A 21,981-nucleotide genomic window follows, 5' to 3' on the forward strand; every position below is an offset into this window, starting at 1 on the left:
CGGTAGGATTGAGAACATGCTTCAAAGCCCAGTCGGGGCGTAGCGCAGCCCGGTAGCGCACTTGCATGGGGTGCAAGGGGTCGAGTGTTCGAATCACTCCGTCCCGACCATTATTTAAACGACTAAGCCACCTTCGGGTGGCTTTGTTGTTTCTGGAGTTCTTGGTTTTTTAGAGGCTTCGCTTGTTTCATTAATCAATCTTGTGATTCGGTTAGGCAAGATAGCTGCGCGCATCGTTTCGCGAACCTCGTAACTGAGCAGGCGTATCGTAAAGGAGTGGGCTACCCTGGTTGGATTCGCTGTCCAGCTACGGATGCTCCCTGCGCTAAGTTATGAGGGCCGGTGTGGGCGAATAGATTTGCGGGCTGAACTTCTTGTGTTGGACCGTAAGCAGCTTTTCACTGGTCGTGCTACGGAGTGCGCGACCCATGCATCGAGAGCGCCGGGGTAATCTGAATTAAGTTAGTAACATATTGATTAATAGTGGGAGTACCGGTTTGTAATTTTGGCTGGAATACCGATTGGAGTACTGCGAGAAGTATTCCTGGTCTGCCGATGACCGGCTCGGGCGCCCAGCGTCGGGCGACCCAGGTCCAAGTGCGGTCACTGAGCTAAACAACCACGGGATAACATGCATCACCCCACAATGTATCCGGGTTATCCAACATCAGCAGAATGATGACCGGAACCAGCTTACCGAGCAGGTTGGCGCAGTCGCGCAATTGATCTCGATTGACGCTGCTGTTCCAAGTGGCGCCGCCATGCATTATCTGGTTTCGCAGGGTGTAGATCCGGTTGAACAGCACCCCTAGCACGGCTGCGGTGTTGCGATTGGCCAGTGCTTGCTGCGCGGTTTTACGACCGTTGGCAAAGCGTTCGGTCCACAGTGGCTCGCTGATCTTGCCGTTCTGGTAATCCCAGAAACTCTGAAACACATAAGGGTTGTCAAGCAAGACGCGAATACTGCCAGAGAACTCGGACCACACCAGATTTTCGATCAGGCTGTTCTTGTCCAAGGCACAGAGTTTTTCGAGAAATGCCTTAAAGGTGGCCTGTTCGGACAGGCGGAACTCTTCATCAATGTCCGTCGCGTATGCCGAGTTGAAGGCGATCCACAGAAAGATAAAGCGTCCATCAATATCATCAGTCTGCTCGGCGCGGTTCAGCCAGCTCAGTGCTCGATGAACACGCAAGGTGAGGTTGGGGTGATGGCCCTCACGTTCTTGGCGGTGCCGGGTCTTGAGTGCTTGATGGTCCATGAGGTGATGATCCTTGAGGGGGCGCGCGGTCCGTAAAGAACTGATGTGTGTCTGAAAACTTTACAGTTAAATGAGCGACTCGCCGCTGGCGCTGGAAACTATCTGGCCAGGGCACTCGAACCTGCTCCAATTGTTTACCTGTATGAACAGACAACGTGGACGCAGCCTGTCATTTTGCTTAGGGTATGGCCATTCGACACTACCTGCAAGGCGGCTGGCATGAAGCGTGATGAGTTCCTGGCACAACCCGAAGTCGAGGCTTTCATTGAATGGCTGGCAGCCAACTTGTCGGTACTCACCTTCAAGCTGCGATTCAAGTCCAGCAAGTTTGTGCCAGGCGGTTTGACGGTCGATGTACAGGGGATTGAGCAGGTCCTTGAGCATTACCGCTGGAAGGCAAGCTGGCGCGACAGCCACCAGAGCGCGGTTGACTCTGAAACCTGGATGCAGACCCAGGGCTCGCTTAGGCAATTGCGTGAGTGGCTGTCGGCTGGTGTCCGCGCCGGTGATGAGCAACAAGCGCTTCAGGCCTGTTTGCAGATTCTGCGCTGGGGCGGCGTGCGGGGCGCCATTCCATTCTTGCATCGGCTGGCGGCCAGCGGCGAGTTGTCGAGCTACCTGCAGAAGATGGCTGGGCTCATGGCGCTCGATGCCGACAGTGACCTGGATGATCTCAGCAGTGTCGAGCGTTTCGATTCGGGCCTGACCAAGATTCACGCCTTGCTCGACTTTTCCGGTTCGCCGATCTATGACAGCCGAGTGGGCGCCGCGATTGCCATGTTGTATGCGCTGTTCCGCCAGCAGTGGGTAGGGCGTGGCAAACCTCTGCTGAGGTTTCCGTCCGGCGGCGCGCGTGGCGACCAAATCCGCAACCCCGGGGCGTTTGCCAATTGTTTGGCAGCGCCGCAGTTCTCGGCGATCGAATACGCTGAGTGGGCGCGCTGGCAGGTCCGCTTGGGCTGGATTGTCCGCGCGTTGCTCGGGCGCACAGGCTGGTTTGCCGACCAAGGGGCAATGCCCGCGCGATGCCATGCATTCGAGGCGAGCCTTTTCATGCTCGGCTATGACCTTCGCTGCTTTGGCCTGACACCAGTACCTGAGGCCCAGGCTGTTGGCGAGCAGGGCGAAGTATCGCTGCGCGAGTCTGGCAATAGCGGCTGGGTGCCCACGGGTCATTCTTTTGGCCAGGTGCTCAGTGACTACTTGGCCTTCCGTCACAGCGGTGCGCCAGACAATAAAGACGCGTTCGTTGACTGGCTGGTGGCTGAGCCGCGCAATGGAAAAACGCTCTCACGCGCTACTGCACAGGGCTATTGCTTCCCGTTTTCCATTGACGAGTTTGACTTGTTCGGCCGCTCGCTTGCTGCGCTTGAACGCATAGTTGAAGGTGGTGAGGATGGACTGCGGGCAGCCTTGTCTGGTGAAACGCTCGAGCCGTTCACGGTGGGGGACGAGCGCGTCAATGTCTGCCTGGTTGATGTATTTATCACTGGCAATGCCTATGCCCGCGCAGAGAGCGACAAGGAACGTGTCGACTACGTCGTAAACGCTGGCTATGCCGGTACCGAGAACTCCGCAAGAACACTCATGGCCGTAGGGCGCAGCGTAGGCAAACACTTCGGCCTGCTCGATGTGCAGCATTTGCCAACGCCCTTGTTCGAGCAGTTCTACCAAGGTTGCTCGCTCGACGCCTGAGCCACGCCGGAGGCAATACAACCATGCAAACTCGAAATGGGACTCGGCTGTATTCCGCCTCGGACATCTGCGGCTTCCTGGAATGCCAGCATCTGACAGCGCTGGACCTGCAACACCTGGTCGCGCCGATGGAGAAAGCCCCGGCAAGCGAGCAGAACCGGTTGATCCAGGACAAAGGGCTGGCCCACGAAGCAGTATTTCTTGAACGGCTCAAAAGCAACCATGCCCACGTAGTCGACATCGCTGAGGGTAATCCGAGCTTCCCTCGGCGGGTGGAACTGACCATCGAAGCCATGCAGGCTGGTGCGGACATCATCTTTCAGGCCTCGCTTCAGGAGGGCGCCTTTATCGGGCATGCCGACTTCCTGCGCAAAGTGCCTCGGCCGTCGGCGTTGGGTGGCCACAGCTATGAAGTGATCGACACCAAGTTGGCCAAGAGTGCAAAGGCCAAGTTTCTGGTGCAGGTTGCGCTTTATTCGCGGATGCTGATAGCGATTCAGGGCGTACAGCCACAGTTCATGTACATCGTGCTGGGTGATGTTGCGCGTACCGAGCAGGCCTATCGGGTTGCTGACTACGCGGATTACCTAGAGCAGGTGCTGCAGCGTTTCACTGCGTTCGTGAACATTGACGGACCTCGGGTCACCTACCCGGACCCGTGTGGGCATTGTGGTTTTTGTGGGTGGCGTGATCGTTGCACTGAACAACGTCTGCAGGATGATCATCTTTCGGCAGTCGCTGGTATCAGCCGCTCGCAAATCAAGAAATTGCAGGTTGGCGGTGTGACCACCTTGCAACAATTGGCGGCCAGTGGCGATGACTTGCGTATCCCCAAGCTGCAAGCGGAGTCACTGAACAAATTACGCCATCAGGCGCGCCTGCAGTTTCAGGGGCGCTCCAGCGATACCCCGTTGTACGAGCTGTTGCCGGTCATGGGGCCGCGGCGTGGCTTTGGCCGTATGCCTTCTGCAGTCGAGGGTGATCTGTTCTTCGATATGGAAGGTAATCCTCTGGAGGAGGGTGGCCTGGAGTACCTCTTCGGCCTGTATATAGACGAAGGCGGTGAACAAACCTTCAAAGCTTTTTGGGCGCACAGCCGGGACGAAGAAAAGATCGCGTTCGAGCAGTTCATCGACTGGGTCATCGCGCACCTTGAGCGTTACCCGAATGCGCATGTCTACCACTATGCCAGCTATGAAGAAACGGCCATCAAGCGCCTGATGAGCCAGCACGGTACGCGAGAGGCGCAAGTGGACTGGCTGCTGCGCAGTGGCAAATTGATTGACCTTTACAAGGTGGTGCGTGAAGCGATCCGGGTGTCGGAACCCAGCTACTCGATCAAGAACATCGAACACTTCTACATGGCAAAGCGCGACGGTGATGTTACCAATGCCGGTGCGAGCATCGTGTTCTATGAGCGCTGGAAAGAGACTGGTGAGCCAGCATTGCTCGAGCAGATCGAGCGGTACAACGAAGACGATGTGCTTTCTACGTATCTGTTACGCAACTGGCTTGCAAACATAAGTCCGTTGGGCCTCAAGGCTCTTGTCGTACCGCATGCTGAGGGCGAGAAAGCCGTAGCAGAGCAGAAGGAGATCGAGGTTCTGCTGGCAAATTATCGTGATCGACTGCTTGCTGGCTTGCCGTCCGAGGAATGCGCACTGAGCGACGAGCATCAGGTCAGGGTACTGACCTTCCAACTGCTCGACTTCTACCGTAGGGCAGAAAAGCCGGTGTGGTGGCAGCTGTTCAGCCGCCAGGACATGACGACCGAAGAGTTGCTGGAGGATATCGAGAGCCTCGCCGGTTTGCAGCGTACAAAAACACCACCGGAACCGATCAATAATTCGTTCCTGTTCGAATACAGTTTCGAGCCGCAGGAAAGCAAAATGCGTTCGGGATCCCAAGGTGTCATCCCAGAATCGTTGGCCAGTGTGCAACTGGTCAGTCTGGACCATGACGCGTGCCTGGCGACATTCAAGGCCACCGCAAAAAAGGCGCCACCGGAAGCCTTTGACATGATTCCCGGCAGGCCAATACCGTCCACGCCGCTGCGCAAGGCACTGTTTCGTTATGCCGATAGCGTCTTGGCTGGTGAGCAACGCTTCCAGGCGGTGGCGGATTTCCTCCATCGACGCGCACCACGGGTTAAAGGCATCGAGCCGGGTGCGCCTCTGCTTGATCCGGACCTGGCAACGACCGATGCCATCAAGCAGGTGGTACGCAACCTCGAGGACAGTGTGCTGTTCATTCAGGGGCCGCCAGGTGCCGGCAAGACCTACACCGGCTCGCAGGTGATCGTTGACCTGCTCAAAGCCGGCAGGCGCATCGGGGTAACCTCCAATTCGCACTCTGCCATCAACAACCTTTTGGCTGCTGTCGAGGCGCGTGCACAAGAGGAGGGTGTTAGATTCAAGGGGCTGAAAAAGTCATCGGAAGGCGAGGGCACGGAATTCATCGGCCGTTGCATCCGCTCCATCGAGGACAAAACGGAATTTCTCGACAACTGGGGGCCCGATATCAACCTGACCGCCGGTACTGCCTGGCTGTTCGCCGATGCGAGCTTCACCGAGCAGTTGGATTACCTGTTCATCGATGAAGCAGGCCAGGTGAGTGTGGCGAGCCTGGTCACCATGGGCATGGCGGCCCGTAACATCGTCTTGATGGGTGACCAGATGCAATTGTCGCAACCTGTGCAGGGCGTGCACCCGGGCCGCTCCGGTGACTCCATCCTCGACTATCTGCTGGCCGGCACGCCCGCCATCGCACCTGACCGAGGGGTGTTCCTGGCACAGACCTGGCGGATGCATCCGCAGGTTTGCTCTTTCATCTCCCAGGCGGTGTACGAAGGTCAGCTTTCATCGGCTCCAGGGACCGAGCGGCAGTTGTTGCTGCTCGATGGGGAGCGACCGGAAGTACCGCCCAGCGGGCTGATGTTCTGCCCTGTCGAACATGACGGCAACAGCCAGAGTTCCGATGAAGAAGCCGCCTGCGTCAAAGCGCTGTACCTGTATTTCCTACGCCAGCGCTATGTGGATAAAGCCGGCGTGGAGCATGCGCTGTGCCTTGAAAATATCCTGGTCGTGGCGCCTTACAATCTGCAGGTACAACTGTTGAAGCAATTGCTCCCGGCGGGCGCGCGCGTCGGCACTGTGGATAAGTTTCAGGGGCAAGAGGCGGAAATTGTCATCGTATCGATGGCGACGTCGAATGAAGACTACCTGCCAAGGGACATTGGCTTCCTGTACTCGAAAAACCGTTTGAATGTGGCGGTCAGCCGAGCCAAGACGCTGGCGTGCATCGTTGCCAGCCCGGACCTGACGGCCATTCGCTGCCAGACGCCGCAAGACATGAACCTGGTCAACGGCTTGTGCATGGCGACCCGTCATGGGCGACAGGAAAACCGGTCGTCCCGTTGTGAATAGTGGCCTTGGCCTTTCTGTGTATCCGGGAAAACGTGTCATGACCTATCCGCCCGCTTTCCTTGCCGTGATGGAAAAGACGCTCAGGACTACGCGCTTCGGCATCGACGACCTGCTGGCGCTGGAAATAGGCACCTGGCATGCCGCCGTGCTTTTTGACGATGCCGAGCATCTGATGGCGTTTGCTCCCGTGGCGATGAACGACCGAGACCGCGCCGAAAACACGCCACTGGATATGGCCTACCGGCTTAACCGAACGGCATGGATCGACACGCTGGAGGCGCTCGGGGCTGAGGGTGAAAAAGAACTTCTGGATTGGAAAGGCCTCGGCAGCTTTCTGACCCCTGTCAACCATGATCGTTTGCCCAGCAAACGCGGCATCATCAAGGCGCTCGCCAATCGATACCGGCAGGGCCGCAGTCTGAATGACCGTGATGCGGCAGGTAATACTCCACTCCATTGGCTGGCCGCGCACGGCCACAGCAAGGCTGCGAACTACTTCGCCAACCACTATCGGACCTTCTGCCTGGACCTGAGCGCGAGGAACAACGAGGGCCACACCGCCCGAGACGTTGCCAGGCTGGCGGGCTATCACGACATAGCGGCGCAGCTGTTAATCCGGGAAATCGACAACTACCTGGGCGCGGCATATATCTGGCAGCAAATGTGTGCAGACCGCAGCAGTTACAGCCGTAGCTGAACCTCTGTGAGCGGGCCATCGACCAAGGGCATTGACCCCCTCGTCTGAGAGACTCGCGATTTCAATCATGCAACAACCACGGCTTCAGCTCTTTGAGGTTGCTCACGACAATCTGCTGGGCCTCGGGGCTCATGGCCAGGCTGCGCCGGTCAATCTGATAGCGCTGCAGCACATACTTCACCAGCGCCCTGCGGCTGGGCACAATCAACTGCCCCTGGGTCATACCGAGGTCCGTTTCGATGATTGCCTTCTGCGCCTCGTTCAAGCGTCCATCGGGCTCGATGATCACCGGAATCTCGGTGTTCCAGTCTTCATCCAGCTCGCGCGTGTTCGGTGAGGCGTCGAGCAAATCCGGCTGCCCGCGCAAGCGGCTCAGCACGAAGTCGCGGTATTGGCCATTCTTTTCGCAGTAAGCCCGCACATGCCAGCGCATGCCGGTATAGACCAGCGTGTGAGGGGCGATCAGGCGAACCTCGACGTTGGGGGTGTTGAACGACACGTACTCGGTTTCCAGGCGCAGGCCCTCACGGCAGGCCTTGAGTAAAGGGCGCAGGACCTCCGGGCGGATGGGCCGATCCGGCACCTCCAGCACCTTGGTGTGCGCATAGGCCAGTGCGAGGCCGTCGATGTGCGGGGCCCGCTCATTGTTCTGGTAGAGCAGGTGAAGATAGGCGCTGGCGCTGTCGTCGATGAACAGCGGCTTGAACTGCTTGCTCGGTACATACCCCTTGAGCTGCTTGTCATATGTCAAGTTTTTGGGCGCATGCTCGGTGATGTAGGTGTTGATGTCCTTGGACGCCTGCTGGCGACTGATCCCAAAGCTCTGCATCAAGTGCCCCGTGGTGAGCCGGCCTTCCCACCAGGCAACGGTCTCGATTAAACGATAGCGAAGTGCCAGGTCCCAGCGTACCTGCTCAATGGATTGCTTGCGTTTCATACCCTCTCCATGTGCGCGATTACTTTACCTGTATAAGTCTACATTCTAGACGTGTAGTTTTGCATTACATATCTTTGGTTTGTCTTCGGAATACATCGGGGGCAGCAAAGGATATGAGCATGACTATGCCGGAAGTGGTTGCGACAGGGGCCTTGGTGGCGATGGGGATCATCCTGCTGGTGCTGATTCAGCAGGCTTTGAAGCTCGGTGAGCTTGGGAAAAAGGTCGAGCATTGCCAGAGGGACCTGCGCTGGCTACAGATTTGGGAAATGGAAAACCGCGAGCTTCGGTCGGCGTTGCGCGCAGAGCGGGAGCATGTTGCGCAGTTGCAGCGCAAGCTGGTGATTTTGCAGGACCTAGCTTCTGGTGAAGGGTGTTAAGGGACGATATGAACAGAATTGAACGGATCAGCGGCTGCCTGCTGGGGGGAGCCGTCGGAGATGCGCTGGGCTCTCCCGTGGAGTTGCTTGAGTGGCCTGTGATCGAGGCCAGGTTCGGTGCGCAGGGCATCAGTGATTTTGCCCAGGCTTACGGCATCACCGGTGCCATCAGCGACGCTACGCAGATGATGCTGTTTACCGCTGAAGGCTTGCTGCGAGCTTTTGTGCTTGGCAGTTCGCGGCAGCCATGCCATGTGCCCAGCGTAATTCACCACGCGTTACTACGCTGGCTGACGACCCAGGATCATCCCTCGGTGATACCGGTCGTAACGGATGGCTGGCTGATCGAGCATGTGGCGCTCTGGTCGCGTCGTGCCCCGGACACCACCAGCCTGAATGCCCTCAAGGCCAGCGGCCGGTTGGGTGCGGTCGCCGAAAACCACAGCAAAGGCTGCGGTGCTTTGGTACGCGCTGCACCCTGCGCATTCTTCGCCAACGCATTCGACTACGCAGCGCAGTCCGGGCGCCTGACGCACGGGCACCCGCCGGCCTACTTGGCGGCAGGGCTGTTCGCCGACCTGCTTCAGCGTGTTGTAGATCGGCAAGCCAGCCTGGAACACGCTGTGACGCAAACTTTGGCCCGGTACGGGAAAGTACCTGGGATGGAAGATATCTGTGGCCTTGTCGAGCGTGTGCTGTTCTTCTTTTACGAGGGCTATGCACCGACCCCGCATCGCATTGGTAATTTTGTCGATGGCTGGGCTGCCGAGCAGGTGCTGGCGATTGGGCTGTGGTGCGCGCTGACGGCGCCCTCGTTCGAAGAAGGGGTGATCACGGCGGTGAATCACAGTGGTGACAGTGCCAGCACGGGGCTTGTAGTCGGGCACTTGCTGGGGGCGCTGCATGGTGCTGGCGGCATTCCGGCCCGCTGGCTCGAACGCCTGGAACTGCGCCAGGTGATTGCGCAGGTTGCCGAAGACATTGAGCGCGTTCCGCTTGACTACTGTGGGATTGGCGGCGCGTTCGATCAGCAGATCGAGCTGGCTTATCCCGGTAGTTGAATGTGGTTGATGCAACGAGTTTGTACAGGGACCAAGGAGCTTAAACATGCCCATCAAACCCAGGCCCTTCACTGTTGAATGTGAAGGTTGCGGTTGGACGAAAACAGTGGCGTTGGCGCCGGGGGAGTGGGTCGACCATTGCCCGAAGTGTAGGGGCAAGGAATTGAAGGTGCGCGCTGCTGGGTGGTTGGCCGGAACGGTGGCGGAGTTGCTGGCGCGGCGGCGGTTTTAGAGCATGGGCGGGCAAATCAATCAATAAGGAGCATGCAGCCATGAAGAATATCTTTGCCGTTGTTGGGTTTATCGTGATCGTTACCAAGGGGTACGAGTTGTATCGCGAATATAGTGAGATGAAGCGTGAGAAGGCGGCGCGGGAGGCCGGTGGCGGCTCGGTGTGACGTATGTCCAGCGAGGCTGGTAGTCGAAGCAGGTGCTGGTCGAGCTGGAGTCAAAAAGCAGTGATATCATATAGCCTTCATTGGCGTCGTTCAGGCTTCGAGGGTTTTACCGTGATGGACCAAATTTCTGATGCTGATCTGAAGTCCCTGCAGAATGCAAAAAATCTTCTGGAGAATCCTGGCGTTGCAGTGAAGGTTACTAACCTGATAGGTGCCCCAATCGAAAAGGGCTTTGAGTTGCTGCCCGAGGATTGGAACAAAAATATCGGAGATGTTGTAAAGACGGCTTTGCTCAAAGCGTCGGATATGGCCATCTTCACGATGAAAGATATTCCGGGTGAAGAGTCCTCAAATATTTGGCATAAGCTTGGAGTAGCAATCACCGGCGGAATCGGAGGTTTTTTTGGATTGCCAGCTCTGGCAGTCGAACTTCCGATCTCTACCTCAATCATGTTGCGATCTATCGCTGACATAGCAAGAAGCGAAGGCGAGTCAATATCTGACGCTGACACTAAACAGGCTTGTCTGACCGTATTCGCGCTCGGCGGTGAAAGTGTTGATGATGATTGCGCTGAAAGTACTTATTATGCGGTGAGGACAGCCCTCGCTAAGTCAGTTGCGACTGCTTCTGAATTTCTTGTTAATAAAAAGCTTACCGAGGAGAGCGCCCCTGTTCTAGTGAGGCTGATAGCTGCAATTGCAGAACGGTTCAGTATTCAAATCACTGAGAAGGTTGCGGCGCAAGCAGTTCCGGCAATTGGTGCGGCAGGAGGTGCGTTTATAAATACTATATTTATGGATCACTTCCAGGACATGGCAAAAGGGCACTTCACCGTCAGGCGTCTGGAGAGAAAATATGGTGATGAGCTAGTGCGGTCAGTTTACGACGGGCTTCCAAAGCTCGGATAAGTCTAAAGGCTGCAACCTAGGCGGCCTTTATACAGAATGTATCGCAAAAATTTTTCAATTAAATTGTGTAGGGCTCTGCAGGGTGAGGACTGTCAAGTGAAACACTTTTACGAGGCCTCTTCATTGCTCGGAGTGCGAGCTCGGGATTTTCAATAAATCTTGAGCGTTTCATCACCCTCTAGCGGGAAGCCGCGAGCTGCAGCCGGCATTGAGTGGGATAAAAGGGGACAAGATTTATATCTTGCGTTCCGGTATTCAATCAACACCGGAACGTGGGTAGGCATGGGGCAGGATCAATTCAGCTTGGCTATCGTCGCGGCATCCTTGCTTAATACAGGAGCGGCTACATGCACCTTGGCCTCGGACAACGCAATACAGCGATGTGCGTAGCTGTCGATCTCTTTCAAAGCGATATTTCGGTAGCTAGCGGGACAGATCAACAGCGTATTGCCGAAGCGGAACTGACGGAACGCCCTGACGCTGTACAAACCATTCGGCCCCTCGTAGCTTTCCATTTGCCACGGGGCGCTACTGAATACCTCCTTTGGATATCCGGGCAGTTGAATGCACCGATGGCAATACATCAGCGAAGGGACCAAGGAGGGCGGTTGCAGAAGCTGAGTGCAACACGGTTATTGGATTGAAGTGGGCGCATCGTGCCGCATAGCCATGGCCTTTTGCATCACCTCACTCATCATTTCGATCGGACATTTGAAATCGAAGCGCTTACGGGGACGCATATTCAGTTGCAAGGCAATGGCGTCCAGCTCCTCCTGGCTATGTACCGACAGGTCTGTGCCCTTGGGCAAGTACTGGCGAATCAGGCCGTTGATGTTTTCGTTGCTGCCGCGCTGCCAGGGGCTGTGCGGGTCGCAGAAGTAAATTGCCACCCCGGTCTGCTGGGTGATTTCAGCATGCCGCGCCATTTCTCGGCCCTGGTCGTAGGTCATGCTCTTGCGCATCGCCAGCGGCATGCCATTGAGCGCTGCACTGAAGCCTTCCATCGCCGAGGTCGCCGTCGCGTCGTTCATCTTTACCAGCATCAGGTAGCCACTGGTTCGCTCCACCAGCGTGCCTACACACGAGGCGTTGGCCTTGCCCTTGATGAGGTCGCCTTCCCAATGCCCCGGCATCAGCCTGTCTTCAATCTCCGGCGGGCGCACATGAATACTGACCATCTCGGGGATCTGGCCGCGCCGATCCACGCCACCAGAGCGCGGTCGGCGCGTCGTCTTGCCTTGGCGCAGACAGATGATCAGCTCCTTACGCAGCTCACCCACTGGCAGGGCATAGATCGCGTTGTAGATCGTCTCGCGACAGACGTAGGCTTCTCTGAGGCTGGGAATGTTCATGCTGCGCAGCTTGCCGGCAATCTGCTCGGGAGACAAACGCTCGCGCAGCATATGGGCCACCAACTGGAAGCGCTCACTACTCGGCAAGAGCTTTCGTTTCGGTCGACAGCGTTGGCGGCGGGCCTGCATTTGCTGCTGGGCCAGGCGGGCCGAGTAGCCACCGCAAGCACCTCGGTTACGGCGCAGCTCACGGCTGATGGTCGAAGGGGATCGGTTGATCAAGCAGGCAATCCTGCGCAGGCTGAAGCCTTGGGTACGACCGATTTGAATGGTGGCGCGTTCTTCAACGCTGAGTTCGGAATAAGACATAGGGGCAGCACCGTACCGGAAAGGTCAGGTGTTGCACTCAGTTTTTGCCGCCGCCGAGCTTTAGAATGCCCATCAAACCCAGGCCCTTCACCTTTGAATGTGAAGGATGCGGTTGGACAAAGACAGTGGCACCGCAAAGTGATGCGCTGATGCCCAGCGAGTGGTTTGACCAGTGCCCGAGGTGCGGGAGCAAGGCACTGAAGATGCGCACCGCAGGGTGGCTTGAAGGGGCGTTGGCGGAGTTGCTGGCACGGCGGCGATTTTGAGCGCACAGGCCAGGGTTCAGCGCCCTGGCCTGCAACGGCCTGCCAGCAGGCAGGCCTGGGTTAGTAACACGCTGTGTGCCGGCGTTTACCGGCGTATTCGAGTGCGAAGGAAGTCATCAGACTCGACAGAGGTTCTGGTGCGAACGAGTTCGCAAACCTCTAGGGCTTTTCGAGCGGCCAGCTTGAGCTTTCGACGAAGGCCTTCGCATTCATCAACGAGTTTTTCCAGCCCGGAAGAATCGAACATTTGCTCAGAGATGGGGAATGCTCGATCAATTCTGTCAAACAGCGCCGTTCCGCCTATTTCCAGCGCATCGAGCTTGAACGCATTGAACTCGCCCTTGCGGCCTTCCAGTTGCGCAATATCGGCCTGGATGGCCTGCTTGTAGGCATCGAATACGGTATCGAGCTTGCTGTTAACCTTGCCGACTACATCCACTTTACGGTTGATCGAGCGCAGGAACTGCTCGAACGTCAGGCCGCTGGAGGGGTAGTCTTTCTTGCGCGTGGACGAATAGGCGCACATGCCGGCGTACTCGATACCCGCGAAACTCAGGTCGTCGGCTACTTGCTCCATGATCTCAAGAATATCGTCCTGAGACTTCACATCCGCCTTGTTCAACACGATATACAGCGACTCTGCGCGGAACGGCGTGGACTCGATGAACTCGATGTCGGACTGGTCGATGGTCCCGGCCGGGTCAAGGCCGATGACCCAGACCAGCGCCGAGGCCTGATTGACCAGGGAGGCTGCAGTGCTACGGTCGGAGGCTGCGGCCCCACCCGTGGTACCCGGGTTGTAGCCGGGCGTATCGATGATGCACAGGTTGCCGAACAGCTCCGGGTCCATGGGAACCTTGACGCTGATGAAGGGCAGGATGCGCCGCAGGTCGAAGCCGAAGGCCTGAACATATTCGTGGCACATCGACGCGTACAGGCTGGGCTCCAGGTCGATGGCCCCACCGTTATACGAATAACCCTTGATCCGGGTTTCTTCGGAGCACACCACGTAGCTGGGGACCACGGTCACCGGGTTGATGCCGGTCGCCAACTTCACGCTCGGGTTACGGATGAAGCTGTTGACGAACGCCGACTTTCCGCTGCTGAAACCACCCGCAATGCTCAGGATGGTTTTGCCGGCAATGCTCGGGAAGTTGTTGAGCATCTGCATTTCGGCGAGGATCGCCTGCATGTCGAGCACTGCCTGGGCTTCACCGGCCAACGACGATTCTCGGCTGGCGAACTCCATGTAGTCGTGGTTGATCAGATCGGCGAATTTGGCCAGCTCTTCATTACCGGGCGGTTGCTGGGCCAGGATTTTGCTCACCAGGGAAAATTTCTCGGTTAGCGACAGGTGCTGCTTGTTGATGTCGGCGTAATTGTCTTCCAGGTGCTGCTGGGAGGCCTTCAGTTGTTCGGTCAGGCTTTCCAGTAGGTCGACGTTCTGCTCCGTGGAAATCAACTGGTTCTTATGTTCCTCCAGGTACGTCTCCAGCTCGGCAATTTGTGCCAGCGCCTGGTTCTTGCGTGCTTCCAGCTCTGCCGTATTGGCCTGTTCTGCCTGCAACTGGTCGCTGAGCGTCTGATTGCGCGACTCCAGCGTGCGGATCCGCTCAGTCTGCTCGGCGCACTGCTCGGTCAACCGCTGTTTGACGTTGTTCAGCGCTTCGATCTGCTGTCGAGTATCGGCCAGGGTGTGCTGGAGTTCCTGAATGCACCGCTCTTTGTCGACAAGCTCCTGCTTGTGATCGGCAAGGTGCTCTTCGAGCCCTGCGATCTGGGTCATTGCCTGAGCCTGCCGCTCTTCCAGATCCTTGGCGTGCACCTTGGCCTGGGCCAGTGCGAGCATAGCCTTCTGGAGCTTGCCCCTCTCCTGCGCTAACGCTTCGGAGGTCGAGGCCAAATTGGCTGTTTCAAGCTGCAACGCATCGACTAGCGAGCCGTTGCGCGATTTTAGCTCGCCGATTTCGTCGTTCTGGCCCGCGCACAGCGCGGACAATTGCTGATTGGTGCTGAAAAACGTGTCGAGCTGGCACTGGGCATCATCCAGGTGGCCCTGAAGTTCAGCTGCCAGCTTCTTGCGTTTGAACTGCCAGAAGCGGGACAGCGACTCCAGCGTCGAGCGTGCCTCTTTATGAATGGCTGGCGGGTTGCTCACAGGGTGACCTCTTCGGCCTTGCGTGCCAGACGTTCAAGCCGGTCAATGGTTTGAGCCGCGTTGTCGACCTGATCCTTGAGCACATTGATCCGGCGTTGAATTTCATCGACGAAGGAGTTGGAGATGGTGGAAGGTGCGTTGCGTTCAACATCGTTGATGAACGAACTGATCTTGCTTTTGACCTTGCTACCCAACGAGCCAATGAAGTCATCGGCGGCATCCTTGAAACGTTCGGCCTCGTAGCCCTTGAGCGTGCCGTTGCTTTTCAGGGAGTCAGGCAACGGAATGCCCAAATCAAAGTCATCGTCAGGAATCGATTGAATGATCGAAAGAATCGCGAGCTTGATCATTTGCGCATTGGCATCCTGTTCAAGCACCTCACGGATCTTCGGCGTGAGGGTCCGGGCCAGTTCTTCGTTCAACCCGCGATGAGAGCTCTCCACCTTGGCGCCCAGCTCATCCTGGATGTCGTTCATGAACTCGTTGATGGTGGAGATGACCTGACTACTGATGATCTTGGAGCGGACGACCGTTTTCTCGGTAGTACCGCCGCCCCAAAGCTTGCGGGCAAACCAGCTGCCAACCCCAGGGTTGTCGACGACAATGGTTTCACTGAAAGAGCCTTCCGCGTCTTTGACAGTGGACTGCGTCTCGCGAAGCAATTGCGCAGCTGTCTTGCGCATGTCGTCACGCAACTTCTGGCGGTAGTCGGCCATGGTGTATTTGAAGCTGACATCCAGTTCCAGCGAGAGATCCAGTCGCTTCGATTCCAGCGAAGCCAGTTGTTCGTCCAGCTGATCGACGTTGGCGTTCTTGATCTGGATGACCTGGTTGCGTGCCAGGGTGATGATCAGCGCCTTGAATGCCTCAAGGTTCTTTTGTTTGCGAACCATCAGGTTGGCGATTTTTTCCCGCGTGATCTCCGTTTTCTTCTCGCGGACCTGGGCAAGCATGGCGTTGATCGCGTCAATGTTTGCCAAGCTGTCCAGGCTGCTCAACGACAGTGCCTGGTTGTCACGAGTGAAGTAATCCGGGTAATCGGTGGACAGGTTGTCCCAGGTCACCTGCTCGTTCGAGTCCCAGGTTTCGGGCGTTTCGAAGCGGCGGTTGAGGCTGTGGCACAAGCCGGAGCTATGCAGCAGGTTACGGTGTACTGATCCGATCAGGTTGTCGAACACCGAGCCCACTTCCGGGCTGCTCATCTTGAGGTCTGCAAGGGTGCTCTGTGCCCGTGCCGACAGCTGGGCACGGATGGCTTCCACGGCATCGCTCAAGCGCGCGCGTTTTTCGCTGCCGTACAGTTGTGTGTCAATCTGGCTGGCCACCAGTACCAGTTCCTGAATGCCTTCCTTCTGGGTAATACGCCCCATCACCTCAAGGTCTTGCTCATTGAGGAACTGGCCAGCCGGGCTGACGATGAACACTACGTCGCAGGTTTTCAGCAATTCGACCGTGCGCTCTTCGCGCGACTGGACCGGATCGTTCATGCCGGGGGTATCGATGATGCAGATATCGCGCAGTGCCTCCAGCGGCATGGCGACATGAACCGTCTTGGTGAACGGCATGTATGTACCGTCGGCACCGACATAGTTATGCAAAAGCGCCGCCAGCTCTTTCGGGTTACCTGCCTGAATCTCGCTGTGCAGGTGCAGGGTGGCTGCATCGAGCTCTGACTTCTTCATGCGGTGGAACTGGTCGTATGCCGCGAACAAGCCTTCTTCGCGTTGCAGTTCGCTCAAGGCTTTTTTATCGGCCATGCTCGTCAGCTGCGCCATATCGAGGGGCGCGCCATTGGCCTGGGCGTTTCGACGCTTCACCAGTTCTTCCAGACATTCGCGCTTGCGCGTGGCCAGGCGTTGCTCGAACTGGTCCGATTTGAAGCGGATCGCGGCGATGTCCGTTTCGCTGTAGAACTCAACCTTGGCCTGGAACACTTCGCCCCAGGTAATGGTGGTCAGTGCAGCGGTCATGGGCGTTGCGGCCTTGGGCAGGATCGGCTCGCCATTAAAAATCAGCGCATTGAGCAGCGATGACTTTCCGGCTTTCACACGGCCAACGATACCGATGTTCATCAGCCGGTTCTGGTCCTGCAGCGTCTGGCACGCTTGCGCGAGCTGTTGCGGTTGGTCGATGCCGTTCAGCCGCTTGAACTGCTCGATTTCGCGCTCAAACAGGTCCTGGTTGCTTGCTGCCAGCGTGTGCAGGCTTTCGCTAAAAGCGACGAGTGATTGGTAATCCATTAGGTCGTTCGCCTTACTTGTAGAGGTGTTCGTTTGCAGCGGCTTTCACTGCGGTGGCAAGGTTTTCCAGCACAGCGGTCTTCTCGCTGATCTGCGCTTCAAGCTGCAGGCTTTCCTGTGCAATTGAGTCGATAACGTGCTTTTGCTTGGTGATCTGCTCTTCGAAACCGTCGCTGATTTTCTTCAGCATGGCGTTGAGCTGCTCGTCGATGATTGCCGGAATTTTCCCGCGCAGTTCCGCCTTGATGTTGGGGAACACTTCGCCGGTCAGCTTCTGGCGAAACTTCTCGCGCTCGTTACCGCCACCGTTAAACATCTTGAGAATTTCGGGCAAGAAGATGATCACCAGCTCTACCAGCGGATTGACTACGGTGGTGGTGACAGCGAGCACGGTAGAGAGGCTGCGGTAGAGCATGACGCCGCTGTTTTTGTCTTCCTCGGCACGATTGCTCAGGCGTGTCGACCAGTCGCTGAGCATTTCCGTGGTGCGCTCCAGCGAGAATTTGACCTTGTTGGAAAGCTCCTCGCTCCAGTTGCCGCTAATGTCCAGCACGGACATCTGGCTGCTGGTGGCACTGAGGTTGCTGGCAATTCGGTCGACCATGTTGGTGGAGATGTCCTGCACTTCAGATTTGATCGTGCTGGACAGGCTGCTGCGGATGATGTCGGAGAGTGCATTCGACAGGGCACTCGGGTTCTTGCTGCTACCCAAGGTGACCAGCTCGTCGAGGGAGTCGTTGAGGGAGTTGTCTAGGCCGCGGAGGCTACGGTCGAGCATTTTTCCCGAGTAGCGATCCTTCAGGTCCGACTCGACGTCCTTGCGCTGCTCCAGCAGCTTGGCCAGGGCCTGTTCGAGTGCGCGTGCGGTTTGCTCGCTCTCGGCCTTGTCCTTTTTCAGCATGCTCAACGCCAGGTTGATCTGCGCCAGCACTTCGAAGTTCTGGTCTTTGAGAATGTCGATGAACAGACGCGAGAACAACGCGTCGGGCTGCAAGGCGGTCAGCGCGTGTGTCAGTTCCTCGCCACCCCGGTTGCCGAGGGGGATGCTGCGGTAATGCTCGCCGAAATACACCCCGAGCTGGTCGTCGATGTAGGCTTGTACGTCTTCTACCTGGTCGGCGGCGCGCAGGTTGCATTTGCTCAGTAGGAAGGTGAAGTCGGTGTTGTAGGTTTTCAGCTCGTCGAGTTTACGCAGCATCGACTGCGTAATGTTGCCGTCCTCGATACTGGTCAGCACCACGAAGTGCACACCGCGCGGCAGGTAGTAAGCAATGGCCTTGTTGTGGTTTTCCAGCGATGAGCCAAAGCCAGGCATGTCGACCAACACCAGGGGCGCAATGGCTTTCAGCGCCTCACTGTCGAGGTATAGGCGCAAGTGAGAAAACTCGCTGGAACGACGGTTGATGGTACTCAGTGCTTCAACAGGCAAACGTTCCTGCACGCCGTCGGGCTTGATTGCCAGCAGATAAGGCTCGGAGGAGTAACGAAGCTCGGTCGCCAGTTCAGTTTCTGGCGCAATCCCGACCGGCAAGATGTCCTTGCCCATCAGCGCGTTCAACAGCGAGCTCTTACCGGCACTGAAGGCCCCGATCACGGGCACTACAAGCTCGGTCTCCATCACTTTTGGAAGCAATGACTGATCGAATGAAAACGCTTGGTCATTGAGCAGCACCTGCATTTTCTTCAAGTAAGTGGCGAACGCTTTCTGGCTTTCGAGCATGGTGATATTCCTTTAAGTGTTGATGGTCTGCGCGAAGGCATGGCATAGGGTGCACAGAGGCTTATGCGCTGGGATACTCAAGTAATCTCTGGTCTTTTCCCGTCGTGCGAGAAGGGGGCCGGCCCGAGAAGGTTACAACCGCAGTTGCCGCATTCGGGTCGCGTTCAGGGCCGTTCACGAGGTCAGTGCGTCACTGCTTGGCACAGAAGCATTGAGTGCAATGGAAGGGGAGGGCAAAGGCATGCACACGTCCTTGTCTGTAGGGTGTTGATCGCGCATGCCCAATAACTGATGGCATATCGCATCCCGGATGAGATTGCGTTGGGTGAAACCAATAGATCGGCGCAATCCGTTCTGTCTGTATGATGGCACTTTGATTGGACATGGTAAACTGTCAACAAAACGCCCATATCCCGGGGGTTTCTTCAGATGCAACGCGCATTTTCAAGGCCTTGCGCGGAGGTGCATGATTGAAATTTTTACCTGTATGTTTAACCAGCATTCATGCGCTGCAGGTGTAACTCCAAGCGGTAGAAATAGAACGGAAGCCGGCCAAGCTATTTTCTCGCCAATAAGCATTTGGCGAAGGCTTCATTTTTAGTGGTGGCGTATTGGTATTATGCTGATCGCGTTTTTTGGTGATGGACCTCGCTTGGTTATCCAGCGAACTGGCAGGAGCAGCAATAAATGGTGTGGGTTATTGGTATCGTCGTCGCGTTGATCGGCTTTGCGATGATGTCTCGTCCTTTCAGGATTGGTTTCGCCCTCTATTTGGCCTTCCTGGTTTACTACGTCTACCTGTATGGCGGTAAAGGGGATCTGGCAGAGGCGTCCACCGCACTTTCACTCGTGTCCGGGGCGGTAGGCCTTTTGGTCCTCGGGGCAGTGCTGGGTGGCATACGGTCGAGTGCTGGCAGTGAGTCGGAGTACATAGCCAAACGTAAGCGAGTCTGGTTTTTTCTGCTGAAATTTGGTGGCGCATACGTTGTGTTTACCCAGCTGCTGACTGTGGCCTTGTTTTTGGGCGGAGGGGGCGGTTCCTGGGAAGACTGGACAGCAGCAGGGCTCATGGTGAAGTTACTGCCCTACAAGTGGGTTGGGTATTTGCTGATGTTGGCGGGGTACTACTGCTTGAAAGGCAAATCCAAAACGCCCCGACCCCTACGCACTTGATAGCTTTTTATCTCTTTCAGAACTATCAAGCATTACCACCACTGCTGGACGTGCGCTGGCACTGGCGTCGATGAACAGCGGCTTGAACTGCTTGCTTGGCATATAACCCTTGAGTTGCTTGTCATATGTCAAGTTTTTGGGCGCATGTTCGGTGATGTAGGTATTGATAGCCTTGGACGCCTGCTGCCGACTAATGCCAAAGCTCTGTATCAAGTGTCCCGTGGTCAGCCGGCCCTCCCGCCAGGCTGCGGTTTCAATCAGGCGATAGCGAAGAGCTAGGTCCCAGCGAACCTGTTCGGTGGATTGCTTGCGCTTCATACCCTCACCATATGCTCGGATTCTTTACCTGTATAAGTCTACATTCTAGACGTGTCACTTTCAGATACATATCGTCTTGCTGTCTTCGGAATTATCAGGGTTTTGAGGGGGGCGAGCATGGCTCGTGGGATGGGGTTTCTATAGGCGCATTGCTGTTGTTCTTCGTTCGAAATGCAAAGCCGCTACGCCACGTTCAAGGAGGAAGCCCAGTACCTGGCCATCGCTCAAAAGATTCGCTCGTTCAAACTCGAGGGCAGTATCAAGGAGTGCGAGCGGTTGATGGAGCGATTGTCCACCGACACTGTGGTATTCAACAAGGTCGAGGCAGGTGCGTTGGTAGTCATCGGTGATGAGTGTAAGCCAGCTCTGGAAAGAAGCTTTCTCATCGTGCCTGACTGTGCTGGGGAATGTGTTTCGGTTGGTGGCAAGCAGGTACTATGCGTTACACCGGATGCGCCAGTGATCAAGTCATTCATCGGCCTTGAGCAAGGCGACTATTCAGATGACTTCGTGGGCGACAGCACATTAGAAGGTGCCTATGTTAAGAGTGTTCGATAGGCGCTGGACATGTCGAGAAGCCAATCGCAGCAGCCCGGAAGCAAGCCTGGACGTTCCCCTGCCATGGGTTTGGGTGAAGAATCGATAACCCCCATCTCCAGCCCCATCCGAGATTCGTAAAGACGAGAAGTAGGGAGGGGACAGGTTGGCGCATCCGCAGCTGATTCCGATTGAGGCTGCTGCTGGTGGCCTCGTCATGAATGAAGCTGTGCTGGATGAGAATTGTAGAGTCATATCATGCAGTGGTGGCATTATGCCTTTTCAAGCACGCGGTTTCCGCGTGGGATGACACTCACTGCTCTATGCACTCATCCCGATGTTTGCAAACTTGACACATCAGCTCGTAACGCCCACCCAAGGTCCCGCTCAAGGAATGAACGCAATGATCAAAAAATCGGTGACGGAGCTCGCGTTCGTCAACAGTAAATCGCCCCTACCCACCGTCGAGGTCGATTCGCAGTCCATAGAGGACGCAGGTTTCAGCATCTACCGCACGGTGATGCAGGTACTCACCCAATTGGCTGAACAGGATGCTTCACTGCGGGCGACTCTCTATATGTACGGTACTGTCAGCGTCAATTTCCGCGAGCCGTGCTGGTCTGAGTTTTTGCTGGTCGCAGGCCCAGAAAAAGTGCTGCGTGCCTTGGGGGCTGGCTTTGAACGTTTGCCGGCCGTGAAGTCGCGCTTCAGTGATTACGTTCCGTCTTCCGCAGCCCTGCGCACCTTCCATGTCCAGGATGGCTTAGTGTGGGAACAAGAGGATGCCAGCACATGGTACTCCCATGCCCAAGCGCTGGCTGACCTGACCGCTGAAGTCGACGAGGCTGAAGAGGCTTACGACGATGGCGAGCTGATCGAGGAGGATGATGCGGAAGAGAGCTGGGATGCCGAGGACCAGGAGGCTTCTGGTGATCAGGAAGAAGACTCGACGGTCGTTATCGGAAACCGGAAGGCGGCTCGCTATCGGGCCGCACGCTCGGATGCGAAAGTGAGCACCATACGGGCAAGGATCGAAGATGTCTTCGGATTACCGGAAGGCTCTGTCGCACTCTGTGGGCCAGACGGCCGCGCGTTGCGAGGAAACGCGCTGATCAGGACGCTGCGTAAACGTTGGGACGAAAATTGA

General features: G+C 56.6%; 17 protein-coding genes, 1 tRNA gene and 1 pseudogene. 11 read left to right on the top strand and 8 right to left on the bottom strand.

The features are described from left to right. Positions 1-33 precede the first annotated feature (33 nt). Positions 34-110: transfer RNA gene (locus ACK56M_RS10825), tRNA-Pro, on the top strand. A gap of 501 nt (positions 111-611) precedes the next feature. Here the strand turns inward: ACK56M_RS10825 and ACK56M_RS10830 are convergent. Next, complete coding sequence (locus ACK56M_RS10830; RefSeq protein ID WP_110639956.1) at positions 612-1,259, bottom strand: HEPN domain-containing protein; 648 nt, start codon at positions 1,257-1,259, stop codon at positions 612-614. A gap of 219 nt (positions 1,260-1,478) precedes the next feature. Here ACK56M_RS10830 and ACK56M_RS10835 point away from each other — a divergent pair, with 219 nt between their 5' ends. From ACK56M_RS10835 to ACK56M_RS10845, 3 genes are read left to right on the top strand one after another with little or no spacing between them, the layout of a single operon-like run. Further along, positions 1,479-2,954 (top strand): hypothetical protein, encoded by a 1,476-nt coding sequence (locus ACK56M_RS10835; RefSeq protein WP_409279718.1) that lies wholly within the window; start codon positions 1,479-1,481, stop codon positions 2,952-2,954. A gap of 23 nt (positions 2,955-2,977) precedes the next feature. After that, positions 2,978-6,379, top strand: a complete 3,402-nt coding sequence (locus tag ACK56M_RS10840) for a TM0106 family RecB-like putative nuclease (protein WP_409279719.1) — start codon at positions 2,978-2,980, stop codon at positions 6,377-6,379. 37 nt (positions 6,380-6,416) lie between these two features. Next, on the top strand, positions 6,417-7,076 hold the full coding sequence (locus tag ACK56M_RS10845; protein ID WP_409279720.1) for an ankyrin repeat domain-containing protein: 660 nt from the start codon (positions 6,417-6,419) through the stop codon (positions 7,074-7,076). Between the two features lie 61 nt (positions 7,077-7,137). Here ACK56M_RS10845 and ACK56M_RS10850 read toward each other — a convergent pair whose 3' ends face one another. Continuing rightward, positions 7,138-8,013: a WYL domain-containing protein gene (locus tag ACK56M_RS10850; protein ID WP_409279721.1), complete on the bottom strand. Its 876-nt coding sequence runs from the start codon at positions 8,011-8,013 to the stop codon at positions 7,138-7,140. Positions 8,014-8,132: 119 nt separating this feature from the next. Here ACK56M_RS10850 and ACK56M_RS10855 point away from each other — a divergent pair, with 119 nt between their 5' ends. The 4 genes from ACK56M_RS10855 to ACK56M_RS10870 all read left to right on the top strand — a co-directional run bounded on the left by ACK56M_RS10855 (position 8,133) and on the right by ACK56M_RS10870 (position 10,761). After that, on the top strand, positions 8,133-8,393 hold the full coding sequence (locus ACK56M_RS10855; protein ID WP_144968035.1) for a hypothetical protein: 261 nt from the start codon (positions 8,133-8,135) through the stop codon (positions 8,391-8,393). 8 nt (positions 8,394-8,401) lie between these two features. Further along, a complete protein-coding gene (locus ACK56M_RS10860) occupies positions 8,402-9,454 on the top strand; it encodes an ADP-ribosylglycohydrolase family protein (RefSeq protein ID WP_409279722.1) in 1,053 nt (350 codons plus the stop codon). A 272-nt stretch (positions 9,455-9,726) separates the two neighbouring features. Beyond that, positions 9,727-9,852, top strand: a complete 126-nt coding sequence (locus tag ACK56M_RS10865) for a hypothetical protein (protein WP_256592196.1) — start codon at positions 9,727-9,729, stop codon at positions 9,850-9,852. Between the two features lie 114 nt (positions 9,853-9,966). Continuing rightward, entirely contained in the window at positions 9,967-10,761 is a 795-nt protein-coding gene (locus ACK56M_RS10870; RefSeq protein ID WP_409279723.1) for an EcsC family protein, read from the top strand. A gap of 293 nt (positions 10,762-11,054) precedes the next feature. On the opposite strand, the gene ACK56M_RS10875 is transcribed toward ACK56M_RS10870, so the two are convergent. From ACK56M_RS10875 to ACK56M_RS10895, 5 genes are all read right to left on the bottom strand, one after another. Continuing rightward, positions 11,055-11,276: a hypothetical protein gene (locus ACK56M_RS10875; protein ID WP_409279724.1), complete on the bottom strand. Its 222-nt coding sequence runs from the start codon at positions 11,274-11,276 to the stop codon at positions 11,055-11,057. A 117-nt stretch (positions 11,277-11,393) separates the two neighbouring features. Then, positions 11,394-12,422, bottom strand: a complete 1,029-nt coding sequence (locus ACK56M_RS10880; RefSeq protein ID WP_188258425.1) for an IS30 family transposase — start codon at positions 12,420-12,422, stop codon at positions 11,394-11,396. Between the two features lie 351 nt (positions 12,423-12,773). Further along, complete coding sequence (locus ACK56M_RS10885; protein WP_409279725.1) at positions 12,774-14,846, bottom strand: dynamin family protein; 2,073 nt, start codon at positions 14,844-14,846, stop codon at positions 12,774-12,776. Further along, positions 14,843-17,086 (bottom strand): dynamin family protein, encoded by a 2,244-nt coding sequence (locus ACK56M_RS10890; RefSeq protein WP_409279726.1) that lies wholly within the window; start codon positions 17,084-17,086, stop codon positions 14,843-14,845. The genes ACK56M_RS10885 and ACK56M_RS10890 overlap by 4 nt, the downstream gene beginning before the upstream one ends. Before the next feature lie 13 nt (positions 17,087-17,099). Beyond that, positions 17,100-18,806 (bottom strand): dynamin family protein, encoded by a 1,707-nt coding sequence (locus tag ACK56M_RS10895; protein ID WP_411959452.1) that lies wholly within the window; start codon positions 18,804-18,806, stop codon positions 17,100-17,102. 687 nt (positions 18,807-19,493) lie between these two features. On the opposite strand from ACK56M_RS10895, the gene ACK56M_RS10900 reads away from it, so the two are divergent. Beyond that, a complete protein-coding gene (locus ACK56M_RS10900; RefSeq protein WP_411959453.1) occupies positions 19,494-19,979 on the top strand; it encodes a hypothetical protein in 486 nt (161 codons plus the stop codon). Between the two features lie 51 nt (positions 19,980-20,030). On the opposite strand, the pseudogene ACK56M_RS10905 reads toward ACK56M_RS10900, so the two are convergent. Then, positions 20,031-20,297 (bottom strand): annotated as a pseudogene (locus ACK56M_RS10905) (WYL domain-containing protein); the annotation flags it as partial. 171 nt (positions 20,298-20,468) lie between these two features. Here ACK56M_RS10905 and ACK56M_RS10910 point away from each other — a divergent pair. Together ACK56M_RS10910 and ACK56M_RS10915 are read left to right on the top strand one after the other, a co-directional pair. Beyond that, the gene (locus ACK56M_RS10910) at positions 20,469-20,855 is read left to right on the top strand and encodes a hypothetical protein (protein WP_409279728.1); all 387 of its coding nucleotides are present in this window, start codon (positions 20,469-20,471) and stop codon (positions 20,853-20,855) included. A gap of 382 nt (positions 20,856-21,237) precedes the next feature. Next, entirely contained in the window at positions 21,238-21,981 is a 744-nt protein-coding gene (locus ACK56M_RS10915; RefSeq protein ID WP_411959454.1) for a hypothetical protein, read from the top strand.

This window comes from Pseudomonas sp. s4 (assembly GCF_046764235.1).
GTDB classification, from domain to species: domain Bacteria; phylum Pseudomonadota; class Gammaproteobacteria; order Pseudomonadales; family Pseudomonadaceae; genus Aquipseudomonas; species Aquipseudomonas asiatica.

Coding starts and splice junctions, on each gene's coding strand:
- ACK56M_RS10900 (WP_411959453.1), top strand. CDS start 19,494: ATGGTGTGGGTTATTGGTATCGTCGTCGCGTTGATCGGCTTTGCGATG.
- ACK56M_RS10835 (WP_409279718.1), top strand. CDS start 1,479: ATGAAGCGTGATGAGTTCCTGGCACAACCCGAAGTCGAGGCTTTCATT.
- ACK56M_RS10890 (WP_409279726.1), bottom strand. CDS start 17,086: ATGGATTACCAATCACTCGTCGCTTTTAGCGAAAGCCTGCACACGCTG.
- ACK56M_RS10850 (WP_409279721.1), bottom strand. CDS start 8,013: ATGAAACGCAAGCAATCCATTGAGCAGGTACGCTGGGACCTGGCACTT.
- ACK56M_RS10855 (WP_144968035.1), top strand. CDS start 8,133: ATGACTATGCCGGAAGTGGTTGCGACAGGGGCCTTGGTGGCGATGGGG.
- ACK56M_RS10865 (WP_256592196.1), top strand. CDS start 9,727: ATGAAGAATATCTTTGCCGTTGTTGGGTTTATCGTGATCGTTACCAAG.
- ACK56M_RS10880 (WP_188258425.1), bottom strand. CDS start 12,422: ATGTCTTATTCCGAACTCAGCGTTGAAGAACGCGCCACCATTCAAATC.
- ACK56M_RS10830 (WP_110639956.1), bottom strand. CDS start 1,259: ATGGACCATCAAGCACTCAAGACCCGGCACCGCCAAGAACGTGAGGGC.
- ACK56M_RS10915 (WP_411959454.1), top strand. CDS start 21,238: ATGATCAAAAAATCGGTGACGGAGCTCGCGTTCGTCAACAGTAAATCG.
- ACK56M_RS10875 (WP_409279724.1), bottom strand. CDS start 11,276: ATGGAAAGCTACGAGGGGCCGAATGGTTTGTACAGCGTCAGGGCGTTC.
- ACK56M_RS10870 (WP_409279723.1), top strand. CDS start 9,967: ATGGACCAAATTTCTGATGCTGATCTGAAGTCCCTGCAGAATGCAAAA.
- ACK56M_RS10860 (WP_409279722.1), top strand. CDS start 8,402: ATGAACAGAATTGAACGGATCAGCGGCTGCCTGCTGGGGGGAGCCGTC.
- ACK56M_RS10910 (WP_409279728.1), top strand. CDS start 20,469: ATGCAAAGCCGCTACGCCACGTTCAAGGAGGAAGCCCAGTACCTGGCC.
- ACK56M_RS10840 (WP_409279719.1), top strand. CDS start 2,978: ATGCAAACTCGAAATGGGACTCGGCTGTATTCCGCCTCGGACATCTGC.
- ACK56M_RS10895 (WP_411959452.1), bottom strand. CDS start 18,806: ATGCTCGAAAGCCAGAAAGCGTTCGCCACTTACTTGAAGAAAATGCAG.
- ACK56M_RS10845 (WP_409279720.1), top strand. CDS start 6,417: ATGACCTATCCGCCCGCTTTCCTTGCCGTGATGGAAAAGACGCTCAGG.